Annotated in this window: 34 protein-coding genes and 1 pseudogene; 22 read left to right on the top strand and 13 right to left on the bottom strand. The window is 41.9% G+C overall.

What is annotated here, in order from left to right; translation table 11 throughout:
• Positions 1-56 precede the first annotated feature (56 nt).
• Entirely contained in the window at positions 57-755 is a 699-nt protein-coding gene (locus F890_RS11465) for a pirin family protein (protein ID WP_005266977.1), read from the bottom strand.
• Positions 756-935: 180 nt separating this feature from the next.
• On the bottom strand, positions 936-2159 hold the full coding sequence (locus tag F890_RS11460) for a L,D-transpeptidase family protein (protein WP_004730187.1): 1224 nt from the start codon (positions 2157-2159) through the stop codon (positions 936-938).
• A 205-nt stretch (positions 2160-2364) separates the two neighbouring features.
• On the opposite strand from F890_RS11460, the gene hemE reads away from it, so the two are divergent.
• From hemE to F890_RS11435, 5 genes are all read left to right on the top strand, one after another.
• A complete protein-coding gene (hemE, locus tag F890_RS11455; protein WP_004279573.1) occupies positions 2365-3435 on the top strand; it encodes a uroporphyrinogen decarboxylase in 1071 nt (356 codons plus the stop codon).
• A gap of 10 nt (positions 3436-3445) precedes the next feature.
• Positions 3446-4249: a DUF817 family protein gene (locus F890_RS11450; protein WP_004279575.1), complete on the top strand. Its 804-nt coding sequence runs from the start codon at positions 3446-3448 to the stop codon at positions 4247-4249.
• A 143-nt stretch (positions 4250-4392) separates the two neighbouring features.
• The gene (locus F890_RS11445; RefSeq protein WP_004279577.1) at positions 4393-4863 is read left to right on the top strand and encodes a DUF3015 family protein; all 471 of its coding nucleotides are present in this window, start codon (positions 4393-4395) and stop codon (positions 4861-4863) included.
• A 77-nt stretch (positions 4864-4940) separates the two neighbouring features.
• Positions 4941-6827 (top strand): Lnb N-terminal periplasmic domain-containing protein, encoded by a 1887-nt coding sequence (locus tag F890_RS11440; RefSeq protein ID WP_005266976.1) that lies wholly within the window; start codon positions 4941-4943, stop codon positions 6825-6827.
• A 188-nt stretch (positions 6828-7015) separates the two neighbouring features.
• Positions 7016-8413: a diguanylate cyclase gene (locus F890_RS11435; RefSeq protein ID WP_004279580.1), complete on the top strand. Its 1398-nt coding sequence runs from the start codon at positions 7016-7018 to the stop codon at positions 8411-8413.
• An 11-nt stretch (positions 8414-8424) separates the two neighbouring features.
• Here the strand turns inward: F890_RS11435 and F890_RS11430 are convergent, their stop codons facing one another.
• From F890_RS11430 to F890_RS18825, 10 genes and pseudogenes are all read right to left on the bottom strand, one after another.
• Positions 8425-8985 carry a DUF4385 domain-containing protein gene (locus tag F890_RS11430; protein WP_004279582.1) on the bottom strand — a complete coding sequence of 187 codons (561 nt, stop codon included), beginning with the start codon at positions 8983-8985 and terminating at the stop codon, positions 8425-8427.
• 114 nt (positions 8986-9099) lie between these two features.
• Positions 9100-9534, bottom strand: coding sequence for a hypothetical protein (locus tag F890_RS11425; protein WP_004646396.1), 435 nt, complete (start codon positions 9532-9534; stop codon positions 9100-9102).
• A gap of 323 nt (positions 9535-9857) precedes the next feature.
• Positions 9858-10406 (bottom strand): GTP cyclohydrolase I FolE, encoded by a 549-nt coding sequence (gene folE, locus F890_RS11420; RefSeq protein ID WP_004730181.1) that lies wholly within the window; start codon positions 10404-10406, stop codon positions 9858-9860.
• A gap of 93 nt (positions 10407-10499) precedes the next feature.
• Positions 10500-11183: a Smr/MutS family protein gene (locus F890_RS11415; protein WP_004279587.1), complete on the bottom strand. Its 684-nt coding sequence runs from the start codon at positions 11181-11183 to the stop codon at positions 10500-10502.
• 197 nt (positions 11184-11380) lie between these two features.
• The gene (trpC, locus tag F890_RS11410) at positions 11381-12187 is read right to left on the bottom strand and encodes an indole-3-glycerol phosphate synthase TrpC (RefSeq protein ID WP_004279588.1); all 807 of its coding nucleotides are present in this window, start codon (positions 12185-12187) and stop codon (positions 11381-11383) included.
• Between the two features lie 20 nt (positions 12188-12207).
• Positions 12208-13254: an anthranilate phosphoribosyltransferase gene (trpD, locus tag F890_RS11405; protein WP_004279589.1), complete on the bottom strand. Its 1047-nt coding sequence runs from the start codon at positions 13252-13254 to the stop codon at positions 12208-12210.
• Between the two features lie 9 nt (positions 13255-13263).
• Positions 13264-13848 (bottom strand): anthranilate synthase component II, encoded by a 585-nt coding sequence (locus F890_RS11400; protein WP_004279590.1) that lies wholly within the window; start codon positions 13846-13848, stop codon positions 13264-13266.
• Between the two features lie 254 nt (positions 13849-14102).
• A complete protein-coding gene (locus F890_RS11395; protein WP_004279592.1) occupies positions 14103-14282 on the bottom strand; it encodes a hypothetical protein in 180 nt (59 codons plus the stop codon).
• Positions 14282-14668 (bottom strand): hypothetical protein, encoded by a 387-nt coding sequence (locus F890_RS11390; protein ID WP_004279593.1) that lies wholly within the window; start codon positions 14666-14668, stop codon positions 14282-14284. Before F890_RS11390 ends, F890_RS11395 begins: the two co-directional genes overlap by 1 nt.
• Positions 14668-14910 (bottom strand): annotated as a pseudogene (locus tag F890_RS18825) (hypothetical protein). The gene F890_RS11390 and the pseudogene F890_RS18825 overlap by 1 nt, the downstream one beginning before the upstream one ends.
• Before the next feature lie 208 nt (positions 14911-15118).
• Here F890_RS18825 and F890_RS11385 point away from each other — a divergent pair.
• From F890_RS11385 to F890_RS11310, 17 genes are all read left to right on the top strand, one after another.
• A complete protein-coding gene (locus tag F890_RS11385) occupies positions 15119-15379 on the top strand; it encodes a hypothetical protein (protein WP_004279596.1) in 261 nt (86 codons plus the stop codon).
• The gene (locus F890_RS11380) at positions 15376-16119 is read left to right on the top strand and encodes an ATP-binding protein (protein WP_005266971.1); all 744 of its coding nucleotides are present in this window, start codon (positions 15376-15378) and stop codon (positions 16117-16119) included. Before F890_RS11385 ends, F890_RS11380 begins: the two co-directional genes overlap by 4 nt.
• Positions 16116-16433 (top strand): hypothetical protein, encoded by a 318-nt coding sequence (locus tag F890_RS11375; protein WP_004730172.1) that lies wholly within the window; start codon positions 16116-16118, stop codon positions 16431-16433. The genes F890_RS11380 and F890_RS11375 overlap by 4 nt, the downstream gene beginning before the upstream one ends.
• Before the next feature lie 70 nt (positions 16434-16503).
• Positions 16504-16914 carry a DUF559 domain-containing protein gene (locus F890_RS11370; RefSeq protein ID WP_004279602.1) on the top strand — a complete coding sequence of 137 codons (411 nt, stop codon included), beginning with the start codon at positions 16504-16506 and terminating at the stop codon, positions 16912-16914.
• The gene (locus tag F890_RS11365) at positions 16911-17462 is read left to right on the top strand and encodes a hypothetical protein (protein ID WP_004279603.1); all 552 of its coding nucleotides are present in this window, start codon (positions 16911-16913) and stop codon (positions 17460-17462) included. Before F890_RS11370 ends, F890_RS11365 begins: the two co-directional genes overlap by 4 nt.
• A 158-nt stretch (positions 17463-17620) precedes the next feature.
• The gene (locus F890_RS11360; RefSeq protein ID WP_004279605.1) at positions 17621-17860 is read left to right on the top strand and encodes a hypothetical protein; all 240 of its coding nucleotides are present in this window, start codon (positions 17621-17623) and stop codon (positions 17858-17860) included.
• Between the two features lie 494 nt (positions 17861-18354).
• Positions 18355-18537, top strand: coding sequence for a hypothetical protein (locus tag F890_RS11355; protein ID WP_004730170.1), 183 nt, complete (start codon positions 18355-18357; stop codon positions 18535-18537).
• 1453 nt (positions 18538-19990) lie between these two features.
• On the top strand, positions 19991-20428 hold the full coding sequence (locus F890_RS11350; RefSeq protein WP_004279606.1) for a hypothetical protein: 438 nt from the start codon (positions 19991-19993) through the stop codon (positions 20426-20428).
• Positions 20388-21029 carry a putative metallopeptidase gene (locus F890_RS11345; RefSeq protein ID WP_004279608.1) on the top strand — a complete coding sequence of 214 codons (642 nt, stop codon included), beginning with the start codon at positions 20388-20390 and terminating at the stop codon, positions 21027-21029. Before F890_RS11350 ends, F890_RS11345 begins: the two co-directional genes overlap by 41 nt.
• 67 nt (positions 21030-21096) lie before the next feature.
• On the top strand, positions 21097-21306 hold the full coding sequence (locus tag F890_RS11340; protein WP_004279609.1) for a hypothetical protein: 210 nt from the start codon (positions 21097-21099) through the stop codon (positions 21304-21306).
• Positions 21307-21376: 70 nt separating this feature from the next.
• The gene (locus tag F890_RS11335; protein ID WP_004279610.1) at positions 21377-21841 is read left to right on the top strand and encodes a DUF2280 domain-containing protein; all 465 of its coding nucleotides are present in this window, start codon (positions 21377-21379) and stop codon (positions 21839-21841) included.
• On the top strand, positions 21842-22330 hold the full coding sequence (locus F890_RS19110; protein WP_004279611.1) for a phage virion morphogenesis protein: 489 nt from the start codon (positions 21842-21844) through the stop codon (positions 22328-22330).
• Complete coding sequence (locus F890_RS11325) at positions 22305-22727, top strand: phage tail terminator protein (RefSeq protein ID WP_004279612.1); 423 nt, start codon at positions 22305-22307, stop codon at positions 22725-22727. Before F890_RS19110 ends, F890_RS11325 begins: the two co-directional genes overlap by 26 nt.
• A gap of 9 nt (positions 22728-22736) precedes the next feature.
• On the top strand, positions 22737-22910 hold the full coding sequence (locus F890_RS18820) for a hypothetical protein (protein ID WP_004279614.1): 174 nt from the start codon (positions 22737-22739) through the stop codon (positions 22908-22910).
• Positions 22910-23653 carry a phage tail tube protein gene (locus F890_RS11320; RefSeq protein ID WP_004279617.1) on the top strand — a complete coding sequence of 248 codons (744 nt, stop codon included), beginning with the start codon at positions 22910-22912 and terminating at the stop codon, positions 23651-23653. The genes F890_RS18820 and F890_RS11320 overlap by 1 nt, the downstream gene beginning before the upstream one ends.
• Before the next feature lie 464 nt (positions 23654-24117).
• Positions 24118-24459, top strand: coding sequence for a hypothetical protein (locus tag F890_RS11315; protein ID WP_004730163.1), 342 nt, complete (start codon positions 24118-24120; stop codon positions 24457-24459).
• A 94-nt stretch (positions 24460-24553) separates the two neighbouring features.
• Positions 24554-25858: an IS4 family transposase gene (locus tag F890_RS11310; RefSeq protein WP_005104965.1), complete on the top strand. Its 1305-nt coding sequence runs from the start codon at positions 24554-24556 to the stop codon at positions 25856-25858.
• A 33-nt stretch (positions 25859-25891) separates the two neighbouring features.
• Here F890_RS11310 and F890_RS18815 read toward each other — a convergent pair whose 3' ends face one another.
• The gene (locus F890_RS18815) at positions 25892-26059 is read right to left on the bottom strand and encodes a hypothetical protein (RefSeq protein WP_004279621.1); all 168 of its coding nucleotides are present in this window, start codon (positions 26057-26059) and stop codon (positions 25892-25894) included.
• Between the last annotated feature and the right edge of the window lie 415 nt (positions 26060-26474).

Raw genomic sequence — 26474 nt, 5'->3', positions numbered from 1 at the left:
AAAATGGCCATTAATCACTTGGATCAATAGCCATTAGAGCTGAGAGCTTTAAAAGCTTAGTTTGGTACTTCCGGCAAATCAAACCAGATCGCTTGCGCATCTTCACTTGCTTTAATTTCTGTGTCATCCAGAAAAGCAATTGCGCCACCCGCTTCAACTGTATGTTCTGCGATCTGAACAGTGCCAGAAACAACATGTATATAATTAATATGTTGGGTCGCTTTCACTTCCAGGCTTTGACCTTGGTGAATCACCGCAGTTTTGACTTCGGCATTCTGACGAATATGCATTGGTGCATTGTCATTCGGACCACAAATCAAATGCCACTGGTTCGGTTGCTCATGCGGATCAAGACGGATTTGCTGATAGTTCGGCTTGGCATCACGTTCATTTGGAATAATCCAGATTTGCAGTAAATGAACCTGTTCATCGCCCTGGTTCATTTCACTGTGTCGCACACCTGTTCCTGCACTCATCAGTTGCCATTCACCCGCAGCGATTCCGCCATGATTGCCCATGCTGTCCTGATGGGTAATGGTTCCTTTTAGCACACAGGTCAGGATTTCCATATTGTCATGTGGATGTGTGCCAAAACCCTGATGACCATCAATTAAATCATCATTAATAACGCGTAAGGCGCTAACACCCATATACTTTGGGTTATACCAGTTACCAAATGAGAAGCTGTGTTTAGACTCCAGCCAGCCCATTTTTACATGACCACGATTTTCGCTCGGATGTAGAAAAGCATTCATGATTTCATCTCGACATTATTTTTAACTTGAGATCATCATACTGTCGTTTTAACACTGAAAAAATCTCAAATAGGCGACAGATCATTGCATTTTTGCAACGAAAGAGCTGAAAGTAAACATAAGGAATAAAAAAGCCCGCTCAAAAGCAGGCTATTTTTATTCAAATCGGCAGACCGATCATCATTCTAAGAAACGAACCGTTACGCCAGATTTGACTTTACGGCCAAGATCATTGGCATCCCAGTTAGTCAAACGAATACAACCATGTGATGCTGTTTTCGAAATGCTAGACGGGTTTGGTGTTCCGTGAATACCAAATGATTTCTTGCTTAAACCAATCCAGATATTCCCGACAGGACCGTTAGGACCCGGTGGTAAAGATAGTGGTTTTAAATTTTTACCTTGTACAAAGTTAGAAGGTGAGTAGCTGTACCAAGGGTTTGGTGCAACACCTGTTACTTTATAGGTTCCGGTTGGAGATGGTGTATCCGCACTACCAATGGTGGCAGGGAATGACGCGATCATTTGATTTTTACTATTAAATAAGTACAGTTGTTTCGCGCCTTTATGTGCAACAATCAAGTGAATACCTTCAGGCAAGTCATTACGTACATTACTGACCAGTAATTTTTCACCAACTTTATTAAAGTTGGCATTTGGATTGAGTTTCTTTAAAAAATTCTCATCCATATGGAATTTTTCACTCAACATTTCACTGACACGCGTGTAGTACAAGCCTTTCATTTTTGCCTGTAACGCATAATCTGAAGGAATAGACTTGGCAAATGGGCCTGCCAGATCTTTTTCAGTAATGGTGTATTCAACAAAGGTTGGCTTAGAACCCTGACGTGCAACTAGTTTATCCCAGGTTTCCTGAGTCAAAACACCTGTCGGTTTAATGCCATTCATTTGCTGGAAAGATGCAATCGCTTTTAGTGTGTTTTTACCGCTGGTTCCGTCAATCGCACCCGGTGATGCATGAGCATTATTCAGCATGACATGCGCACGTGCGTAAACTGGGAATTGACCTGCACCGATATTTTCATACCATTGGGCATTGTTTAAACCGTCTAAAGTCCACGAAGCTTTGGTCGCTGCAGAGTTAGTCGGTGCTTTGGTATTTGGTGCTGCGCCAATAGAAGCAGTCTGCTCTTCGGTATCCTGTAGCTTATTCAGCGCTTCAGATGCCTGTTTTAAGTCTTGTTGTTCTTGTGCGGTAATTTGCGCTTCTGCAGGTGCTGCTTGGGCCGCTGAAGCTTCAGTTGCTAATGGATCAATCGGATCTTGCACTGCAACATCAGTCACCACTTGGGGTTTTAATGGTTGTTCAGCAGTAGACGCGGCAAAAACTTGACCTGCGAAAATGCAACCTAGACTCACAGCGAGCATTGTGCGAACGAACATGTAACTCAACCTTAAGAATTATTTCTTTAACTATGTGAAAAAACACTATAAGTATTACAGAAAAAATGTGGAGATGCAGTAGTTGTTTTGTGTAAATCACTAGGTTGCCGTTCAATCCGATCGGTTTTTAAAGTTGCCAGAAGTTATTAAAACTGCGGCCTTTTTGCTATGATGTTGGCAATGTCAAAGAAAGATGGGAATGTGAATGACGACCTTAAAAAATGATCGTTTTCTGCGCGCATTGTTGCGTGAGCCTGTAGATGCTACGCCAGTATGGATGATGCGTCAGGCTGGCCGTTATTTGCCTGAGTACCGCGAAACGCGTGCCAAGGCAGGAGATTTCCTTTCGCTTTGCAAGAATACTGAACTGGCCTGTGAAGTGACTTTGCAGCCTTTGCGCCGTTATGATCTTGATGCCGCGATTTTATTCTCAGATATCTTGACGGTTCCGGATGCTTTGGGACTGGGGCTGTATTTTGAAGCTGGTGAAGGCCCGAAATTTCACAAGACCATCCGTACCGAACAGGATGTAGCCAATCTGCCTGCATTTAATGCCAAGTCGGATCTGGATTATGTGATGAATGCCGTTTCGACCATTCGTTCAGCCCTGAGCGGTCAGGTTCCTCTGATTGGTTTCTCGGGCAGTCCATGGACTCTGGCAACGTATATGGTCGAAGGTGGTTCAAGCAAGGATTTCCGTTTTACCAAACAGATGATGTATGCGCAGCCTGAAGTTTTGCATGCTTTACTGGATCGTCTGGCTGATGCAGTGACTGAATATTTGAATGCGCAGATCGATGCGGGTGCACAAGCGGTACAGATCTTTGATAGTTGGGGTGGGGCATTAGCACATCGTGAATATATCGAGTTCTCGCTGAACTATATGCAGAAGATTGTCGCTGGTTTGCAACGTGAGAAAGACGGCCGCAAGATTCCGGTAATTCTGTTTACCAAAGGTGGCGGTCAATGGTTGGAACCGATGATTACGACAGGCGCAGATGCATTTGGTCTGGACTGGACCACGCCATTGAATGTCGCTCGTCAAACGGTTGCTGGTCGTGCAGCACTTCAGGGTAACCTGGATCCTGCAACTTTATATGGTTCATCAGACACCATCATTAAAGCGACAAAAGCCATGCTGGATGATGCCTATGCCAATGGCGAGAAAACCGGTTATATTGCCAATTTAGGTCATGGTATTACCCAGTGGGTTGATCCGGCGAATCCAAAAGCATTTATTGATACCGTACATGAGTATAGTGCCAAATATCTTTAGGATGTAAACCTTGATCGATCTATTCAAATCAGGGTTTGAATTTACTTATAAGGCAGCTTCGGCTGCCTTATTTGGGATTTTACTCCTGCTCGCTTTTGCGCTGACTGCTTCTATGGGCAGCGATCTCTTCATTGGTTTTTACCGGTATGACTATCTGCTTTTTTTTGCTTTGCTGATTCAGGTGATATTGCTCTATACCAAACTGGAATCCTGGGCTGAAGCCAAAGTGATTGCGTTATTTCATCTCATGGCCATGGTGATGGAAATCTTCCTGACCCATCCGGCAATTGCTTCCTGGCATTACCCTCAACCCGCAATATTTAAAATCCTGACCGTGCCTTTATTTGCCGGTTTTATGTATTCTGCGGTCGGCAGTTTTTTTGCGCGCTCTTTACGTCTATATCAGGTTTCATTTGAAAAATTGCCGCGTTTTAGCCATATGCTGACATTGGCTGTCTTGTCTTATATCAACTTTATGAGCAAGTTTTTTATTCCCGATTATCGGGTGATTTTATTTGTCTGGAGCGTGATCATGTTCTGGAAAACCAGAATTCGCTTTCAGCTGAATCGGCATACTTTTCAGTTGCCGATGTTACCCGTACTGCTGATTCTGGCGTTTATTATCTGGATTGCCGAGAATATCAGTACCTTTTACCAGATCTGGCTCTATCCAAGCCAGATTGAGCAATGGCATATGGTGGGATGGGGCAAACTGGGCTCCTGGTATTTGTTGTTACTGCTGAGTCTGGTGTTGGTGCTGAAAATTTTGGGACAGCGTAATTCACAAGGCGATTGGGCGCTCAAGGAACAGTAAAATCAATCAGGTTATGTTTATGTAAAGCATACATTTTTTCAATTGCGCCAAACTTGACTTGTCGCTACTCTGCTGAGTATGTAATTTAAATTACATTATTAGAGTAATAACAAAGATTGCATGAGAATAATTGGAGAATAACTATGTTGAAAAAAATTATGCTGGCGGCGGTATTGGCGACTGGTTCAAGCATGGCGATGGCTGACCGAGATGTCGGTTGTGGTATCGGAAGCCAGGTATGGGCGGGTCAGTCTGGTATTATTCCTAAACTCTTTGCAGGTACGACCAACGTTCTGTTCACGAATCAGTGGCTCGGGATCACTTTTGGTACTTTAGGTTGTAGCCAGGGCGGTACCGTAACCGCTCAAGTGGTGACCTTTACCAATGAAAACGCTGAAGCATTGGCGCGTGATATGGCAGTTGGAGAGGGTGAAAGCCTGAATGTTCTGGCTGAACTTTTGAATATTAAATCTGAAGATAAAGCTCGTTTCTTTAGCGTTTCCAAGCAGAATTTCTCTGAAATTTATTCCGAAGAAAACCAGAATACATTACAAGTTTTAAGCACCTTACAAACTGTGATGGCCAAAGATGAAGTATTGAAATCCTACATCTGATCCGCACCCTAAAAACCCTGCTGTTCTGGCAGGGTTTTCTTATGACTAAAAGAAATTGATGAGAATAAGTTAACTGAATGAAATATGCGTTCTTCATGTTGGGCCTGACATTCAGCCCTTTAAGTTTTTCTAGCGAAATTAATCCAGACATCCAGCATTATATCGCTCAGGCCGAAACTCAGCGTCTGGATCAGAGCACTACCTGGCAACGTCTCATGTATGCCAATCCCCAAGGTCATAGCGAGGTTAACTATTCGGGCTATTTCCTGGCAGAGCAGGGAAAAACTGATCTAAAAAAAGAAATGCAGCATAACATTCAGGCTTTATTCCTGAGCGCAGAGCCGAATCAGTCCGTCCGCTGTAAGTTTCCTGCACGCAGCAGCTGGTTAATGCAGCAATTGAATATTTCCGAGCAACAATTGCTTGCGGTCAGTTGCCCGGATTTGGATAAATGGATTGGCGAGGTCAAGCCTTATGAGGCAACCCTGATCTATGCCACGGATTTTATGGGTAATCCCAGCTCGATGTTTGGTCATACCTTGTTGCGTCTGGACCCTAAAGACCAGCAACAACTCAATCTGATTTCTTATGCGGTCAACTATGCTGCGACGGTCGATGGCAATGACAACTGGTCCTTTGCCTGGAAAGGGCTGACTGGACAATATCCGGGTGAATATTCACTGATGCCGTATTACCGCAAGGTCAAAGAGTATGGTGACTTTGAAAGCCGGGATTTGTGGGAATATGAATTAAACTTAAGTCCGCAAGAAACCAGGTTTTTGGTACAGCATCTCTGGGAAATGCAAAATGTAAGTTTCCCTTATTATTTTATCAGTGATAATTGCGCTTATCGCCTACTGGGACTGTTTGATCTGGTACGTCCCGAGCTAAATCTACAGAAACAGTTTAATTCGACTGCGATTCCGATTGAAACACTAAAAGTAGTAGAACAGCAGGGCTTGATCAAACAGAAAGTTTACCGTCCGGCGCTTGAAACTCAATTGCTGGCACAGTCCAGACAGCATGGCAAAGCGCTGGCAAAAACTGCGCATCAGCTGGCTTATGCAGAAACAGGTGCAATGCCTTCAATCTTGCAGCCCTATCCGGCAGAAGATCAGGCCAAAATTCTGGAAATGGCCTATGATCATTTATATCTGGACTTTCTCCGACAAACAGTCGATAAATCATTTTCCCAGCCACGTTTTCGCAAGTTATTAGGCTTAAGAAGTCAGCTGAATATCGAGAAGCAGCGTAAAGCGCCTGAACGTCCAAAAATAGACCCGGTACAAAGCCATCATGCACGGAATATCAGTCTTCAGGCCGGACAGGTTCAGGGTGAATCCTTTGTCCAGCTAGGGCATCGGCAGGCTTATCATGATCTCATCGACCCGCAAGGCGGTTTTCGAACCGGCACACAATTGCTGTTTCTGGATGGGGCTTTGCAATATCGTGACAGTGAGCTCAAGCTGGAACATCTGGATCTATTTACTGTCAATTCCTATAACCCGGTCAATCCGTTTAATACGCCATTATCTTGGGGTTTTAATTTGGGCTGGAAACAGGAGGCACTGGATGCGCATGGCCAGTTTAGTGACGATGAACAGCATGGCGTCGCCAGCTTAAAAACTCAGGGTGGTTATAGCTGGGCAAATGCCAGCCGTGAACATCTATGTTATGCACAAATGCAAACTCAGCTACAGGCAGGCAAGGCACTGGATCAGGGCTGGCGCGTAGGTGCAGGCCCTACTGTGGGGTGCCAGAATATCTGGAGCGATCAGATCAACAGTCTGGTGCAGGTGGAACTGCCTTATTGGGAAGATTCGCATCGCTGGCAGCTGAAACTGAATACTGAAATCCAATATGCATTCAATCCACAACATGCACTTCGGCTGTCTTGGGAATATCAGCAACAGCAGTCCAAAGACTGGGATCAATGGAGTCTTGGTTTGATTCGGTATTTTTAAGATTTATTTAAAACTATTGATAAAGTGCTGTGTATCCATGAGGCTACTGTTTAGTTTTCCCTTGTATAAAAAGATTGGCTTGATTTGGTACAAATAATCTGGTCGATATTTTAGGAAAAATACCTGATATTTGTTATATTTATCACATAATGTGAGTACAAATTGCAAGGTTTTGGGGAACAGACAGTATGAATAATGAATGCATGGCAAGACTGGCCGAGCAATGGGAACAGATCTGTCAAAATTATTCATCTGATGACTTATTGCATGCCTTTCATTTTATTCAAGATCATTCCCTGATTCTGGTGGAAGAATTCTATAAAAACATGCTCATTGAAAAGGAATCTGCAGAATTCTTTTCCGATGACTTGATTCAACAGCGCTTGCGCGACACTTTAAATGCCTGGCTACTTGAAAGCTTTGGTGTAGGGATTAATAAACGCTATGCCGATGCCGTGCAGAAACAGGCGATGGTGGGGCATGTGCATGCGCGTGTCGGAATTCCATCCTGGCTGATCATGCGCGGTGTACGTGAAATTGAGCGTAAAATGTTTGAACTGCTGGATGAGAATCCTCATCACAGTATGTTGACTACCTGCAGTTATATTGTCCAGATCATGGGGTTTGCCACAGAAGTCATGTGCCGATCTTATGAAGCCAAAACAGCCATGAATCAGGAAATTAAACACAGTTATCGTGTTTTTTCAGCGATGCAGGATGTGGCCGTACAAAAAGATAAACAGCGCAGTTCATTGCTAGACTGGGAAAATGAGCTCATGTTCAAGGTCTTTTCTGAGCATGAAAAATTGAATCATCCGATGTTGTCCAAGTCGGAGTTTGGTTTATGGTTTATTCATAAAGCCTCTTATGCTTTTACCGGCTCTGACCAGGTCGATTTAATCATTGAACGAATTTATCAAGTCGATGAACTTAATCAAGATATTATGGACTGTACGGACAAAAACAATATGCTGGGACTGATCCAACGAATCCGTGACTTGAACCGTGAGATTCAGTTGTTAGTAGATCAGTTATTTCAGGTGGCCGAATATATTGAATCAGGTAATGATTCATTGACCCAGTTATTGAATCGTCGTTATTTGAATACCATTATTTCACGTGAAATCACTTTTTCCCGTAAGAATCATACGCCTTTGTCTTTACTTGCCATTGATGCTGATTATTTCAAAAGTATTAATGACAAATTTGGACATGCAGCAGGTGATCTGGCCTTGAAATTTCTGGCCGAAGCATTGCAAAAATACAGTCAGGGCAGTGATTATGCTTTCCGGGTCGGCGGTGAAGAGTTTTTGCTATTACTGGTGGATACTGATGAGAAACGTGCCCTGAATATTGCCGAAAGTATTCGTAAATATATTGAAAATGGCATGATTAATTCGGCACAAGGCCAGCAGTTTAAATTTACGGTCAGTATTGGTTGTGTGCTTTATGATGGACATCCGGATTATCAGCGCTTCCTGAATGCGGCAGATTCTGCCTTGTATATGGCGAAGAACAACGGGCGTAACAGAGTTTATATGGCTCATCAGTCCTTGAACCCTGTCGCACAGCCACTCTCAGTTTAAATGAAAGGTTTTTAGCCAGTTGCAGACTGCTGCTCTATAAATTCCTGAAATTTCTGTTTTTGCTGGAGATATTCGGGATGATTTTTAGCTTCATCCCATTTCTGTTTAAAGATTTTGGCAGCAGCGGCTTTAACCGGATCTTCATGATTACGTGGCAGCTCGGAACGGCCATGCGCACCACTCAAGCCTTTTTTATCCTCCGGAACCGGGCCATCGTATTTTTTGCCACCTTTATGATTGGCATAACGTCGGGCACGGGTGAAACCCATCTGTAAAAACTTGCGTGCCATGTCCGCACCGATAAAATCTTCTTGCTTTAAATAGTCCAAGAAAAGCTGATAGATTTTCTCGCTACTCGCTTGGGCTTTTGCTTCATCTGCAAAGCGCCAGTGTGGCAGGATTTCCGATTTATAAGGCTCAACCAGTAATACACCTTGTTCACCACGGCCAATCCGGTAGAGCTGGGGTCGTTTACGAAAATTAATCTTTGCAAAGTCCAGAAAATAATCAAAACTATTCGAAACTACACGTGACGGACGTTTTGGTGGGGTTACTTTGGCAGATGACTTCATATTCGGCCTTTTCTGAAATTTAAAATGACTCAATATTTCAGCTAATACAAATTATAAAAACGAAAGGACAAGATACAGAAAAGCCCCTGTCATTTAGAGCTAGGGGCTTTCATTTTACTTCGATTTTTTTGAACTGGTCTTCGAGGTTTTAGCCTTGGTTGACTTGCTCTTAGAGGAGCTACTCGACTGCTTTTTAGCAGGCGCCGATTTTTTTGAAGAAGACTTTTTCACTTTAGTGTCGTCTTTACTCTTGTTGCTGCTTTTCGCTTTAGCCGGTTTTTTCGCGGAAGAGGTCTTTTGGTCTTTCGCTTTATCACTGGCTTTTGAGCTCGAATTTTTCTTCGCCTTCACTTTTTCATCTTTGCTGGCATTGTCTTTCTTAGAAGATGCCGCTTTAGATTTACTGCTCGCCGCTTTTTTAGTGACTTTGCGATCACTGTCTTTGTCACTACTCTTATTCGACTTTTTCAGTTTCTCATCTTGGGTCTTTTTAGCAGTTTTTGCTGATTTTTTGCTGTCTTTCGCCTGGTTATTTTTACTATTCGCCATGGTTACTTTCCTTATCATTAAAAATCAATCAGAAAGATATAAAGCGCTTTGCTGTATATCAACTTCAAATTACTTTAATGGGAGAGCGGCAGGATTAAAACTTTATCGTGTATCCAAGTGTAGGCTTGTTGCAAACACAAGCAGGAATTGTTTGAGTTCTAGACTGAAACATAGCAAGTTTTGGGACAGGTCTTTAAACCCTGTTACCAGGTGTTATTTATAGCAAGTGAGCTTTTGAATTAAGTATTGATATCCTCTTCCTTTAAAAGCAAAAAACCCCGAATGATCGAGGCTTTGAGTAACTTATTTTTAAGCTTTAATAATTAATAGCTTTCTGGAACCGCACTTAAAAATTCACGACGTGTTTCTTTGTCGGTTTTAAAATCACCAATAAATGATACCGTACGTGTGGTTGATTCCTGCTTGCCTACACCGCGCATCATCATGCACATGTGCGCAGAATCAATCATTACTGCAACACCGCGTGCTTTGGTGACTTCAGCCACTGCTTCTGCAATTTGCTGAGTCAGATTTTCCTGAATCTGCAAACGGCGTGCAAACATTTCAGTAATACGGGCAAATTTAGACAGGCCTAAAACATGACCTTCTGGCAAATAGGCGATATGTACGCGGCCATAAAATGGCAATAAGTGATGCTCACATAGCGAATAAAATTCGATGTTTTTAACCAGTACCATTTCACGGTTATCGGAAGGGAAGACCGCCTTGTTGGTCACTTCTTCAAGTGTCTGGCTATAACCCGAGGTTAAATATGAAAATGCTTTCGCAGCGCGCACAGGCGTATCTTTGAGACCAGGGCGATTTAGATCTTCGCCAACGGCAGTAAGAATGTTTGCGTAGGATTGCTGCATAGTCATATGACGTATTCACTTAAACTGAGAATGAACAAGGACGGCATTGTAGCAGAAAACTTTTACAATGCCTTGTTTTGAGGCTAAAACCGTTTACTGTTTGAACTTTGGATTCTTTTCTGCACGTTTGAGCAGAACCAATACCGCACCGGTACCACCTTGCTTTTCAGGTGCACTGACAAAAGCCAAAACATCGCGATGCTGACGCAGCCAGCCGTTGACATAGGTTTTTAAAATCGCTTCCGGACCTTTGCCATGTATGATTTTAATCACGTTCTGGTTTTCATCTTTGGCGATCTGGATAATCTGCAGCACGGCTTGACGCGCTTCTTCCACGGTACAGCCATGCAGATCCACAGCTTCAAACCAGCGCAAGTTACCGGCTTTCAAGTCTTCAAACACTTTATGCTGCAAGGTGGCGATGCGATAGCTCAAGTTGGCCTGACTGCCGACAGGATTGAGCATGGCCTGAGTATCTGATAAAGCCATTGCCTCTGTTTCCAGCGGGCCAGTAGCCGCTGCACGCTTTGCCAAGATTTGTGCATCCGGCTTTTTCTTGCGTGGTTTGTCCAGTTGAACCGTATTTCCCGATTCAATTTTTTGTACGCCCTGCATTTGCTTGCGGAATAATTCCAGTTCTTCTAACGCTTCTTGCTCGACAGTCTTTTCAACAGGTGCAGCAACGACCGCAGGTGTTTGCGGCTGTGTAATTTGCTTCTTAAAAGATTTCAGCAGGTTGTACTGATCTTTAGATAATGAAGAATCGTGTTTACTCATAATGTAAAAACAAGGGAGATGCGGAATTTACAAGAATTATAGTCTGAAAATAGACAAAGGAGAACTGAATTGCGTTCATGACATTGCTGAGGATTTTAAATACGCTCGAGAATCTATGATCTACTTTTCAATATTGAAAATAAAAAAGCCCAATCCTGAGATTGGGCTTTTTTAATGCTTAGGTGAGCATTTACATTTTAAACCGCTTCAGGCTCACCAAACAGATCGCGGAAAGCATGATCCGGACGTGGTTGTTTCATGAAGCTTTCGCCGACCAGAAAGGCGTGAATATCATTTTTCTGCATCATCGCAACATCCGCAGGTGTGGCAATACCACTTTCAGTCACCAGCAGGCGTGAAGGGTCCAGTAATTTTTTCAAACGTAATGATGTGTTTAAATCCACATCAAAGGTTTTTAAATTACGGTTATTTACACCGAGCAGACAACGATCAGAAAGTTTTAAAGCACGGGATAGTTCTTCTTCATCGTGAACTTCAACCAGTACATCCAGATGATGTTCAAATGCAGTTTTAGACATTTCTTCTAACTGCTGGTCAGACAGGCAAGCCACAATTAGCAAGATACAGTCTGCATGCAGGGCACGTGCTTCGATAACTCCATAAGGATCGATCAGAAAGTCTTTGCGCAGTGCAGGCAGGTCGCAATGTGAACGGGCAATCTGAATGTTGTCATCGTGACCCTGGAAAAAGTCTACATCGGTCAGCACCGATAAACAGGCTGCACCTGCCTCCTGATACTGTGCTGCAATTTCCGCAGGGTTAAAGTTCTCGCGAATAATGCCCTTGGATGGCGAAGCTTTCTTAATTTCAGCAATGACACCCGGACGTTTCGACACTAAAGACTGGGCAAAACCACGCACAGGTGATGCACCTTGTGCCAGTTCTTCCAGATCTTTATAGCTTTTCTGCTTTAAACGTAGGGCAAATTCTTCTTTTTTACGGTCAACAATTTTGCCTAAAATTGTATTTGCGATATCCACCATGATCAAAATCCCTGACCGAATTAAGCTTCGTAATGTTTAATAGTTTTGGTAAATTCAGACAGTACACTCATTTTCTCAAGTGCCTGACCGCCATAGATAATGTCATGTGCCAGCGCAACACCTTGCTTATAGCTGCTGGTCAAACCGGAGACATAAATACCTGCGCCGGCATTCAGCGCGATCATATTGGCGGCTTTATCGCCGATGTCTGATTTTTTCTTGCCCAGTGCATCTTTGATTAAAGCCAGACTTTGCGCAGAATCTTCCACAATCAGTCCGGTCAGAGTTTGCGATTCAATATCGACCGATTCAGGAATAATTTCCCATTCGGTGACTTCGCCATTTTTCAGTTCAGCAACATGAGTTGAAGAGGCTATACTGATTTCATCCAGACCATCACGTGAATGTACTACCATCACATGTTCAGCACCGAGCTGTTTCATAACTTCCGCAATCGGACGGCAGAGTTCATTGGAAAATACGCCAATGACCAGACGTTGTACGCCAGCCGGATTGGTTAAAGGACCGAGTAGGTTGAAAATACTGCGAATCCCCAATTCTTTACGTGGGCCGATTGCATATTTCATGGCTTGATGATGATTCGGTGCAAACAGGAAGCCGACACCGACATCACGGATACAGCGTTCAGTCTGCTGCATATTCAGGTCCAGGTTAATCCCGGCCTGTTCCAGTAAATCCGACGAACCTGATTTGGTCGAAACGCCGCGGTTACCATGTTTGGCAATGGTTGCGCCCGCTGCTGCAATTACAAATGCAGAAGCAGTAGAAACATTAAACAGGTTCTGGCCATCACCACCTGTACCCACGATGTCCACTAAATATGGAATATCACTGACATCAATTTTGGTAGCCAGTTCACGCATAACACGTGCAGCTGCAGTAATCTCATCAATGCTTTCGCCTTTTAGGCGTAAGCCCATCAGCAGGGCACCAATCTGGGCATCGGTCGCTTCACCTGACATGATGGCACGCATCACGTCTTGCATTTGATCCTGAGTCAGGTGAATGTTTTTAGTAATATTGCTTAAAGCTTGTTGAATATTCATAAGATGTTCTTAGGCATAAATTTCGAGAAAGTTTTTAAAGATTTGATGACCATGCTGGCTCAGAATCGATTCAGGATGGAACTGCACGCCTTCGACCGGCAATGTCTTATGTTTCACACCCATAATTTCTTCCATAGAGCCATCCGCTTCATTGGTCCAGCAGGTGACTTCCAGACATTCGGGCAAGGTAGCTTGATCAATCACCAGTGAATGATAGCGCGTTGCAGGAAATGGAGAAGGAAGATTGCTGAAAATCCCGGTATCACTGTGGTACATATCAGACAGACGGCCATGCATGACACGTTTGGCACGCACGATATCACCGCCAAATGCCTGCCCCATACTTTGATGACCAAGACAAACGCCCAGTAAAGGAATTTTGCCAGCAAAATGCTGAATGGCAGGAATAGAAATTCCTGCCTCACTTGGCGAGCACGGGCCGGGGCCAATCACTAAATACTTAGGTTGCCATCGCTCTATATCTTCCAATGTCACGGCATCATTACGGACTACTTTTACTTCTTGATTCAGTTCGCCAAAATATTGGACGATGTTATAAGTAAAGGAGTCATAGTTGTCGACCATGAGAAGCATATCGCACGTAACCTCTTGAAAATTGTGAAAATGAGCATCTTTATTTCTAATCGTTACTCACTATGTTACTCACTTTTAGAAAAGTGACTGATTTTGCAGGCATTAAAAAGCCGCTCAATCAAGCGGCTACTTTACCAGTTTTTGAATGCCTTGTGACAACTTCGTTCACATAACTATTTAGGTAGTAACTTCGTGGACCATCTTTGCTTGGCTGGTCAATTTCTCCTTTTTTGATCCTGTCATATAAAGTCGGCTCACTCATATTCATTGGTTCTCTCCTTGGCTTCATGAGCCTTCAAGTATTCAAATTTTGCATCTGCCCAGTTCTTTGCATCATATGGGCTTAAACCTTTTTTCTTGCACCAGTCAGCGCACCAGAGCCACTGCACATCATCAAATGGGGTTGGCTCAACTATTTGATCAGTACTATCCATCACGCCACCTCATAGAAGCGCTTGGCTTCTTCAAAATTTGATGTAGTAAGTGGTGATGAGCCTTTTTTGTAGCATTCAACAATCTCACCATATTTAAAAACTTTGCATGCTGTTGGTAGGTCAAAGCACTGGTACATCGGCTCTTTAAACCAATCTTCTGTGTAAAACATTTGTTCTTGGTGGTCTTCGGCTGTGCCTTCCCACTCTTGAACCTGAAAGTATTCATCAAATGATTCGATCATGAACTGATTGCCTTCAGCCTTAGTCATTGCTCTGTAACGAGCCAAAGCACGTTCAGCAATTTCTTTTGATACGGCAGGTGACTGCTCATGCGGACTATCATCTTCAGGGCAGATTCCTACGCACCACAATTTATTCTTTTCCATCACGCCACCTTCACATCTAAATAATCAGGGTTATCCAGGTGCTCTTCATATTCACCAAATAGCGCCTAACATGCTGCATTACCTGTTAAATCACTTTTTAAAAACACATAGCTCAATGCTTTGCGTGTACCTTTGCCCGAGAAAGTAGTACTACCGTCAGCAAGCTCTTTCTTTGTATAACCCAGCTTTTCAAGCCATAATTTGAAGCCCACTTGGTGCTTCTTTTTAATTCTGAAGATCATTTGTACCCCCAGGTATTCACAAAATTTCGCAGGCAATCGTCAATACCGAATAGATTGATATTGCGATAAGTTCTAACCCGGCCCTTGTACTGCACAAGCAGCACGCGGGTCATTGAAGAGTAGGAATAACTCATGAAGCCTCCCCAGTTTCAGCAGCTTGAATCAAGGCATCTTTGCGCTGTGCATACAGAGATCAGGTGAAACTCCGATGACCCAAGAACTGGTGAATCAGATTTTACTTGAAGTGAATGCCCATTACGAACCACGTTTGAACGCAGGCTTGATCACAGACACCCAGATGTATTCAAACTTCGTGAAGTGGATCAAGCGTAAATACACTCAAAAAACGTATCAGTCTTCTGAAAAACAAAATTCTAATCTGGATGTGAATACAGCTTGGGCAGACCAAGCATCGCAACATCACGCAGCAGTGAATTCACCAGTACATATCCCGGAGGACTTTGTATGAACGCAATGTCGATGCTGACTCAGGGATTAAAACAAACACACGCGATCTGCTCAGAGCACAAAATAGCAATGGTTCAAGCCGGTCCATACCACAAATGTCCACAATGCGCCGTAGAATTTCTGGAAGAGCAAAAGCGCAATGCACAAGCTGAAATTGATCGCACTGTACGTGAAAAACACTTTGCTGGGGCAATGCTTCCAGAGCGCCATGCAACATCAGGTTTTAAGAATTACAACGTTCAACACGCTGGACACCAGAACGCACTGAATCAGGTTGTTTCCTTTGCCAAGAACATGATCAATGGCCATAAAAACAACTTTGTGATGGTGGGACCTACTGGTACAGGAAAAACTCATCTCAGCTGCGCAACAGCTCGAACATTGCTCAACAAGGGCAAGTATGCACGCTACATCACCAGCGAAGATCTGGCACAGCGAATCATGAACGCATGGGAGCAGCCGGACGCTACAGAAAAATCTGTGATTTATGATTTCAGCCAGTATGACCTGTTGATCCTGGATGAATATGGATTGCATGACCGTGATAAACGCCGTGAGCTAGTTCACAAAGTTTTATGTGCACGCTATGACCGGATGAAGCCGACCATGCTGATTTCTAATCTGACATTAGCTGAGCTGCAGAAAGACTTGGGTGATCGTCTTTGGTCTCGTTTTCAACAGGGTGGATTAACCGTAGTTGAATGCAATTGGACAGATCAGCGTGTAGGGGGTGGGGTGTGAATACAACAATTGAAGAATTTTTGAAAAATGGTGGCGAGATTAAGCAAATTGATTCTGATGATCAGTCAAAAATCCATAGGAAAGTTAGCTTTGAAGATCAGATAAGTTTGATGCTTTTTGCTTGTTATGCCACTACGCCATTTTCAGTGAAGGACGTGCAAGAAGCTGTTTTTGATTTCCATAGAACCACTATTTACAGCCTGCTTCAGGAGCATGTCAAAGGTGGTTATTTGGAGCGTGTATCAGAGAGTCATTACCGTGCAACTGCATATGCCAAAGACATTATGAATGTAAAGGGTGAAATTGCCGTATGAAGGATCTAAACAAAGCGCTGATGTTTATTTTCATGGCTATTGGCGCCGTTGTATTGAGGGTTTGGGGTGAATGACCAGCTACTCAATCGCTGAATACAAGAAAATGGTGAAAGCCACCAGAGCGAAAGGGCGTTCCAAGCGCCCTAAGGTTAAAAGTGAAAAGATACCGAATGAGTTTGAAGCAAAGCTGGCCAGAGAATTAAAGACTTTAAAAATTGAGTTTGAGCAGGAATTTGAGTTTCACCCAAAGCGGAAATGGAGAGCTGATTTCCACCTGGTAGGAAAAAAGATACTGGTAGAAGTTGAAGGTGCGATCTGGAGTGGAGGAAGACATACCAGAGGCAAGGGGTATATCGGGGACATGGAAAAATATAACGCCGCAACCATGATGGGTTTTCAAGTATTAAGGTTTAGTACAGATCAAGTGAAGTCAGGTCACGCGATCCAGCAAATTGAGAAGATGGTAGGGGATTTGGGATGAATGCGACGGTAGCTGAAAAGATGACAAATATTGAATGGTTGGGGCAGCAGTTAAGAGCCAAAACAGCAAATTATGAAGCAGATACACCACCAACAAATGAAATCCCTGTCAATTGGGAAGATCGTTGTGGCGCAATTGCTTTAATGCCAAATGATGAAACCAAGGCTTATGCGTCAATTTTGGTATGGGGTGATTATCGAGACAATACGGATAATTATTCCGTGGTCACAAAATACATCTCAGATTACTTATGGCGTATGGTGCAAGAGGAAATGGATAAGCAGCGTGAAAGTTTTGATATGCCGCAATTCTGCAAACACATTGCACGCATGGAACTGTTTTATTCATTGCGTCCAAAGTTGCGTGAATACCATACATTGAAAGGCCGCTTAGTATTTTCAGGAATTGATTATATTGAACCAAATACTTATTCAAAACGCTATGCATGGCTAGGTAATGCAGTTGAACTTTTGCTCAAAGAGTTGAACGATGAGGTAGAGCATTATGCAGGCCAGTACCGGAAAAATTTAAGAAAATTGAGTGTTTGACATCCTATATGGATGTAAGGTATTCTTTTTCTATACTGGTCGTATTACGGTTCAACCGAGACCAAGTCATTAAAGCTCATCGAAAGGTGGGCTTTTTTGACATTATTTATTCATAAAATTAAGTGATAATGCCTTTTTGTTTTTGAGCTCTAATTGAAATGGCGATTTTAACTGTTAAAAAACTAGAAGATACTCTCGGTAAATTAGTGGCTGAAGGCAAAAAGCCTGAAAAGATTTTATTAGGCTATAAAGTGTATGGCGAGCTAATGAATGATCGTAGCTTTTTTGAGGAAGTGGCTGGCTCGGCAATGGATCCAAACAAACGAAAATATAAAAATATTAAAATTAAGGTTACCCAAGACGAATACCAGTTTGAAGTGAAGTGTTCAAAAGAATAGGTTTAAGCATCAAGGAAAGCTCTCCAAATGGTGGGCTTTTTTAATGCTTAGAATTTATTACCTGAAAAGAAAATTAACTTAAGTTCAACATTTGAAAACAGTTTCTTAATATTCTCTATACTTTCTGATCAAAGCCTTAGTGCTATATTGTTTTTGCGATAAGAAGAAGACGTAATACGAAGAAAATGACTGCAGCACGGGCCCGCTTATTTTGACGAGTAAGTGGGCTTTTTATTGCCTAAATAAAATGATTTTTACTGTTGATTAAAAAATAAATTTAGATAGAATCGTGGCCTAGATTCTATCGCTGTAGTTTCTTTCCAATTTCAGCCTCCTTTTCCCAAAGGAGGTTTTTTTTGCCTATTTTTCTTATGTCATGTGTTGCTGTATTGTTTGATAGGTCACATTTAATAGTGAATTGATACAAGCATCTATAATTAAAAAACATAATATTCTGATAGATTAAAATTACAACAAAAAGTCTGGAGGTTTGTATGACACGTATACCAAACGGAACACAGGTTATTCATCATATCTCACTTTTCGATCATGCTTACTATAAGGAAGAGAATGGAATTTTAAAGGTTTGGAGCAAGGGAGAGTGGGTGGAGGCACTGATACCCAGTATTAATGAAATGATTGATAACGGTTTTGAATTAGAAGTTCTTCACAGCTAATTGTTATGCAGGCGATGAGCAAGTACTAACTTGTTATTTACCATCTATGATCACTCCACTTTTCAGTGGGGTCTCCAACATTTGGGAGAAAAATATGCGGCAACTCTTAAAGCAGCTATTATGCTTTCATCACTACACTTATGAGTCGGATATTTTTATTCAGGTAGAATGTTGCAAGTGTGGTAAGCATAGAGATGATTACACAAATTAAATAAAGTAAATTTAAAAGAGGTAAGCCTGTTCATGAATTTGATCAGGCTTTTTTAATTTATAGAGAAAAGTATGCTCCAATTTATATTCTGCTTATTTGGCCTGCATGGTGTGACTGAAATTAATTGTGATGACCAGAAAGTGTGTCGGGATTGTTTGAAAGAAGTGGAATAATACAAAATCAAAAATATAAGCCTGCTCATTAATTTGATCGGGCTTTTTTAATGCCTGAAATTCCATAAACCTGACTCATTGGTGATCTTATGAAATAACGTCAGCCATTAGGCAATTCGGATTTGTGACGCTGTACATTCATTTGTTCAGCTAAAAGCACAAACGGTGGGATGCTGAAACCAGCCGTATAAATTGGTTTGAATCCAGTGCGATTTCGTCACGTACTGAGTGGGCCTAAGAGAAATACTAGATCTGGGATGACAACCCGACCCATACAGGACGAAAGTTAAGAAGTCAGATTGATAGCCCATTTCGAGATGATGGATTAATGAGTAGCGTTTGGCCCTGCGAAAAGGGCTTATTTAATGCCCTGAGAAATATTAGTGTAATCACACCAAGTTAAAATGCTTGATCATTGCTTGATTAACCAGGAAGGAATCTTGCTTAGTTCGACAAAATTACTGACATTATTTTGGAAATAAATATCATAAATTTATGTTTTATAAGTGAAAATAACTGACATTTCTTGCGACATGATTGCTTGATTGTCCAGGAGTAAAATCATGCTTAGATTACTGATGTGTTTATTCGGCCTACACGGTGCGACTGAGATCGATTACACGATTGATGATGAAGAAATCAAAGTGTGTCGGGATTGTTTGAAAGAAGTTGAATAACAACCACTCAAGCAAAGAGCTGTTTCATAAAGCTGTAATATTTAAGCAATATAGTTGCTCTGCAAAAGAAGAAAGACGTTGTGACGCAAGTCAAGCCCGTTTAATTGGAGAGAGTTAAACGGGTTTTTTATTGAAATATATTGCTATTTTCCTTTTGTCGAACGTATTACGACTCAAACCCCGTCATTAATTTGTCGGGGTTTTTCTTTTCTTATTGGTGGTACCTATGACAGACAAAGTACAAGCTAAACAAGACTTAGAATTTTGCAGTACTGAGCTGTCTAAGTATCAGAATCTCAGCAGATCTGGATTGACGCGTCATCAAATGATGGTAATCGATGAAATTATAATTAAGCTGAAAGAACGCATTAATAATTTACGGTTCACTTTGTATGGATGAAAAGGCTTATAAACTTTTCACCCAAAAAATCCCGCCAAAAAAGAAATCGCGTGTCAGACCCCTACCCAAAGCTGGTGAAAAATACTTAGAAGCATTCGATCGATTAAAAGAAATCTTGGATCGGATGGAAATCAAATACGAAGAATATTTTCATTTTAAAAGTACTAAGCACTGGCGTTTCGATTTGCACCTGGTTGGCTATCTCACATTAATTGAAATTGCTGGTGGGCCTTGGTCTGGTGGTCGAAAAGGTAAGTTGGCCACAAAAGCTTGGAGTATGGATCGCTATGACCATGCTGAAGAAATGGGTTACCGCTATCAGCGTTTTGAAGTCAATGATATCAACATGGGCCGTGCAACGGCATGGCTGAGAAATTTAAAGGCATCTTATGGAACAGTTCAGACCATTCCCGCCGACGGAGCTGATTGATCAGGCTGAGGAAGAGGAGGCTATTCGTTTGGCACCAGCACCAGAGCTTAAAGAATGGGTCGTGAATAACTGGCTTACTCTCGGTGGTGAACTACATAACCCGGATCATGATCATATTGCTGAATTACTGCATAACAATGAAGAGTTCCTTGCATTCGCATGGGCTTCATCTGCCGCCGTAGCGAAAAAGCGTATGGTACTGGGTCAATGTGAAAAGGTGATGTTTAACGTGGGCGGCTGGAAGAAAGCACGCCAGGAACAGCAGATGCGGGACTGGTTCGGCTTTGTGCCTCAATACCTGATTACTGTGGATGCTGCTTTCTGTGAGCAAGCCTCAGATCGTGAGTTCTGCCGTTTGATTGAGCATGAGCTGTATCACATCGGTGTAGAGCGTGATGAAGATGGTGAAATCATTTATAGCGATATGACTGGTTTACCTAAGCATTACCTGGCTGGCCATGACGTTGAAGTTTTCTTTGGTGAGACCAAACGATGGGGCGCAGATGAGTCTGTAAAACGGCTTTTGGAAATTGCCAAGAATGCGCCGTTTGTATCTGAAACGAATATTGCAGCATGTTGTGGGAACTGTGTGATTAATTAAAATGGGATCAGATTTTAGCTTTACTTTATTTCATTTTTTTGTAGATTTGATCTAAAGGAGGGCACGTATGGCTACATATAAACAAATTCAAGAATTCCTTACTGAAAAACATGGGCGTACTTTTAAAAGTTGCTGGATAGCAGATATTAAAAATCAGCATGGTTTAACTAAAAGGCAAGCACCTAATAGGTATGATCCAGATAACCGTGTTCATCCTTGTCCTGAAGAACATAAGGGTAAGGTTGAAGAAGCATTGAGGCATTTTGAAATGATTTAAAAAAGCTCCCCGATTAAAGGGGATTTTTTTTGCCTACTTTGCATGACGTAGCATGACAAAAGGGGGATTTATGGCAGCACTTAAAGAGCCTGTAAAAATATTTATCGTTCAAGCTCTTGCATGCCGTGATACCCCTCAAGAAGTTGCGGAGTTGGTCAAGCAAGAGTTCAATATTGAAATTGATCGCCGTCAGTGTGAAAACTATGACCCGACTAAATATGCAGGTCGCAATCTCGGGAAAAAACTTGCAGATCTATTCAACCAGACTCGTAAGAAATTTGATGAAGGTTTGATAGATATTCCAATTGCTAGTAAGTATTACCGGCTTAAGCAATATCAGAAGCAACTTGAAAAAACCAAGAATGCAAAATTAGCACTCAAGATTCTTGAACAGGCTGCTAAAGATGTAGGTGGTCAATTCACTAACCGACAAGAAATTACCGGTAAGGACGGCGAAGCATTACAAACAACAGTTGTGCACGCTACCCAAGACCAAGTTGAAGCTGCTGTAAAGAAGGCCCAAGAGGAATACTAAATGGATCTGCAAACACAGGTTGAAAAGAAGCTGTGTGAAGATGAGCATTTATATTTCACCCGGCGTTTCTTTAAGCCCCGAATGGGCTTCAAATTTACGGTGAACTGGCACCATGTTTATATCTCTTGGATCATTGATCAGGTGATAGCTGGTGAGATTGCGAACGTAGTTATCAATGTTCCACCAGGGGCCGGAAAAACTGAACTGACCACCAACCTAATTCCACGCGGCTTAGCCTTAAATGCCCGTTCCCGGTTTCTGTATTTGTCATTCTCCCAATCATTGGTTGCACCCCATCTACATTACGGCGCAACAATCCTACCTAAGAATGGCCAATACATTACTTTTGCAGTGGGTGGTCAATATCGGAAAGTTAAGCAGTCGATTTTACCGCCTCGAACACAGTTAGGGATCAATGCAGAAGATGAAGCCATGGTTTTAGATATTGTCGGGAGTTTTATAGATGAGCACCTTCTTCGCGGTACGTGATGAGATTGCAGAAAAGCTGAAAGAAATTCCAGAACTTCTAAAGATCTATACGCCGTTAAACTCAGTCAGCGTAACAGAGATGTCACAAGTCACGCCATCTGCGCATGTCAATTTTGTCCGTATCGACAAGAAAGCCAGTGCAGGTCGTGGAAGTATCAATCAGATCGGTCAGCAATGGGCGGTTACGGTGGCATGTCGCAATGCTCAATCTCAAATGACCGATGGACGTGCTGTAAGTGATGAAGCGGGGCTTTTGACCGAGAAAGTAATTCAACTACTTTCCGGTTGGCAGCCTCAAGCATCACGCACGGCACTGGATTTCATATCGGTTCGGGATGGTTATAGTCCGGGCTTTGCATACATCACGATTATTTTTGAATCACAAAAATTCATTTAGGAGCCAGTCATGGTGAAACAATACAAGGCAACTCAGCCTGTCGGTCGCTTTAAAAAGGGCGATGTCGTTGGCGGATTGGGTGATGCTCAGATCAAAAAATTAGTGGCAGATGGCGTGATTCAGGAAGTACCTGAAGCTAAAGCCGCTGCTCCAGCCAAGAAAACCACAGGGGATGAAAAGTAATGGCTAAATCAGATTTAATCTCGCTTCAAGGCGAGCTTCATTTGGCGAAGATGGTTAATAGTGTGCCATCTGCCTTATTGCCCGTTGGTAATACACCGGAATTGCAGATCGCAATCTCTAGTGAATCCACTGATCACTATGAAAGTAAAACCGGCCTCCGTGCTAAGGATGCGGTACTACGCAAACAAACTGCAGTGGCTATCTCTGGTACGCTTGAAGAAGTAACAAAGCAAAACTTAGCAATGGTCCTAAGTGGCAAATCAATCGAAATCCCTGAAACTCAGCTGACTGATATTACTCTGGGTGCTGTAGAAGCTGGCGCCATGATTGACTTAGGACATCGTAATTTAAGTGAAGTGGATTTTAAAGACAGCTCGGATGTTGCCATCACTTCAGATAAATATGTACTGGATGCTGTTTACGGCACAGTCATTTTTAATGAAGCTATTGTTGGTTCAGTTAAGTTTTCTGCCAAAGCCGGTGCTAAGACACGTACTACAATTGCAACTAACCTAGGTAATGAATATCGCTTGCTGTTTAAAGGCATTGATACTGTTACAGGCGATAAGGTGATCTTAACTTTATGGCGCGTCGAATTTTCGCCAGATACCGAGTTTGATCTAATTCATGAGGACTTCGGATCTTATTCAATTGAAGGTGAAGCACTGGCAGATATCTCTAAAGCTAATGATGAAGAGCTAAGTGTATTTGGTCATATTGAGCGTTTTAGCGTAGCTGCATAAACCCATAAACCATACAGGCACAAAGAAATCCACGGCGCATTAGCGTCTTTTTTTGTGCCTGCCTTATAGTAATAAGTCTTAAAACATTTAAGATGAAACTTAATAAATAGTAAAAAATAAAGATTATGTAATCTTTTGTTATTCTAATTTTCATCTGATGGGGATATAAAAGATATTCACTTCACGTTAAGAATAAAACTGCTATGACTAAAATAGAAATATTTGTCTCCATCCTAGCCGTAATAATTATTTCTACTATTATTTATCTTGTATGTCAGTAAGTTAGTAAGCTAAGAACCTCCTTCGGGAGGTTTTTGATAGATGGGATTTTTAAACTTGTTATCTAAAATTAATATTGAATGAGAGTCAAAATAGCTAAACACAACTTTACAAAGTTACCTTCCTAGGCGTTAGATAAATTTGAAAAGTGATGTAAAGTGACGCCCTTAACGCAAGGGGATATTATGAAAAATTTAGGCCTATTATTTTTTATTATGATTTTAGCGGGTTGCGGACACAGAGAATCTAACGGTCAGCAACCTGATCTAGAAACAATCAAGAAAGAACAGCTTGAATTTGCAAAAGAAGCCACTAAAGAATTCATTCCCAATCCTGATTCAGCTAAGTTCCGGAATCAAGTCGGGGATTGTGGGGAAGTTAGCTATAAGGAAGTAGGGGGCACAGATATTGATTTCCAGCGTTTCATTGTGCTTGAAAAGAATATAGTGCTTGTAGAAAATCAGATGGATCCAAAGCAATTTGAGCTTTCATGGAAAAGCTCCTGCACACCAAGTTGGAATAAATAATTATAAGGCCCTCATTTGAGTAATGCCAGTCAGTTAAGCAGACATTAGAAAAATGTAGTAAAAATGAGTGTATGCCAATACGCTCATTTTTTTTATGACTTTATCTGAAAATTTAGATTGCACCCTTCAACATTCTTTGCCTTCACTCAGCCATTTCAGTGAACTCATTGATTTAAACTGGATTAAAGAAAGCCTACATCAAACAGGTAAGGCTTCTATCAGGAGAAGAAAATTACCTGCCGAACATGTGGTATGGCTGGTAATTGGGCTTGCCCTATTTCGAGATCAACCGATCGGGTATGTCGTAGAGCAACTAAAACTTGTGTTTGGTACAACAGAATATTGTGTCCCCAGTGCAGCAGTGCAAGCACGACAACGTTTAGGACGAGAGCCCTTGAATACCTTGTTTTCTCTACTCAGCCAAGCCTGGTTTGAAGAATCCCAACAGCAATACTCAAACTTTCATGGCCTTAGTGTATGTGCTGTTGACGGGGTGGTTTGGTCTATGCCTTATACAGACGAGAATTTTGAACACTTTGGCTCATCTAAGGGTAAAACCGCTGCAGCCCCTTATCCACAAGTGAGAGCAACCTGCCTGGTAAATACCAGCACCCATGAAATCATTGATGCCCAAATAGGTAGCATGGATCAGGGTGAACTTACACTGGCAAATCGATTATGTCCTCCATCGCATAGTATTACCTTGTTTGATCGAGCCTATTTCTCTGCTGATTTCTTGATTGACTGGCAAACACGAGTAGAAGCCAGTCATTGGTTAATGAGAGCAAAAGATAATTTACGCTATGAGATCATTAAACGTAATTCCCCGCATGACTTTCAAATCAAAATGCCTCTTTCAGCTAGAGCCAGGAAGCTAAATCCATCATTAGGAGAATATTGGGAAGCGCGTTTGATTGAAGTTGAGCAGGCAGGGAAAATTAGACGTTATATCACTTCATTAATGGATTCAAAGGCATATCCACTGATAGGCTTGGCGAAGCTTTATGCCCAGCGCTGGGAAATAGAAATGTGTTACCGAGAAATCAAAAGTGATTTACAGGAAGGTAAGCATTTGAGGAGCAAGCAACCTGATTTAATTTATCAAGAATTATGGGGGGTCTTCATTGCCTATAATATTCTAAGAAGACAAATGAAACATATGGCTCAACGTGCAAAAGTCAGTCCTTTGAGAATCAGCTTTCATATTGCCTCTATCAGCATCCTGAATATATTAAGATTTGATTCTTTAGACTCCGCAGGGAATTTACCTAAACATCTAGAAAGTTTACTGGAGAAATCGAGGAGGTATGTTTTGCCTGAGAGAAGGGTTAGAAGTTGCCCACGAGTTGTGAAAGGAAAACCGCAGAAATACCCAAGAAAATGCCAGTCAATTTCTTAACTGACTGGCATTACCTCATTTGAGGGCTTTACTTTATTCATCAGATGATTCGGGTGTGTTTGCTTGCTTCCTTGCATGCTCTAAAGCAACCTGTTGTGCTTCAGCTGCAGCAGTAGCTTCAATTGGTGGTTCTGATGCAATAGCTGCGGTGCCAGTGAATCCGAATAAAGCCAATATTAGAATTTTCGAATACTTTTTCATTTGAATTTCCTCTACGTCTCTAAAGCTTAAATTCAGTGTAGAGAATGATTTAAATCACGGATGTATCAGCTATGTCGGGATATGTAAGATATTCAAGGCTAGAGTTAGAAGGATCTAGTTTTGCGTAAGAATGCTTTTCGGTTGAAACTTTTTGTTGAGTTGCTTAACGAAATGTTTGAATGCTTCAGTAGGTAGCTACACTCTAAAGAAACTTCCCTAACTTCTAAATCTTTGTAACATCCAATAATTTTTTTGTAATATTTATGTTATTAATTGTTTGCTTTGCTTATCATATGAATGATGAAAAGTGGAGCACCGAAAATGCTAACGAAAACAGAAATCGTTGTTGTCATACTAATGGTACTAGCCTTAATTTTCATCGTTTATGAGATGGGACAAGGTGGTAGTTGGACTT

It is taken from the genome of Acinetobacter sp. CIP 64.7 (genome assembly GCF_000369745.1).
Lineage (GTDB): Bacteria > Pseudomonadota > Gammaproteobacteria > Pseudomonadales > Moraxellaceae > Acinetobacter > Acinetobacter fasciculus.
This window is presented reverse-complemented; position numbering and strand designations above follow the sequence as displayed.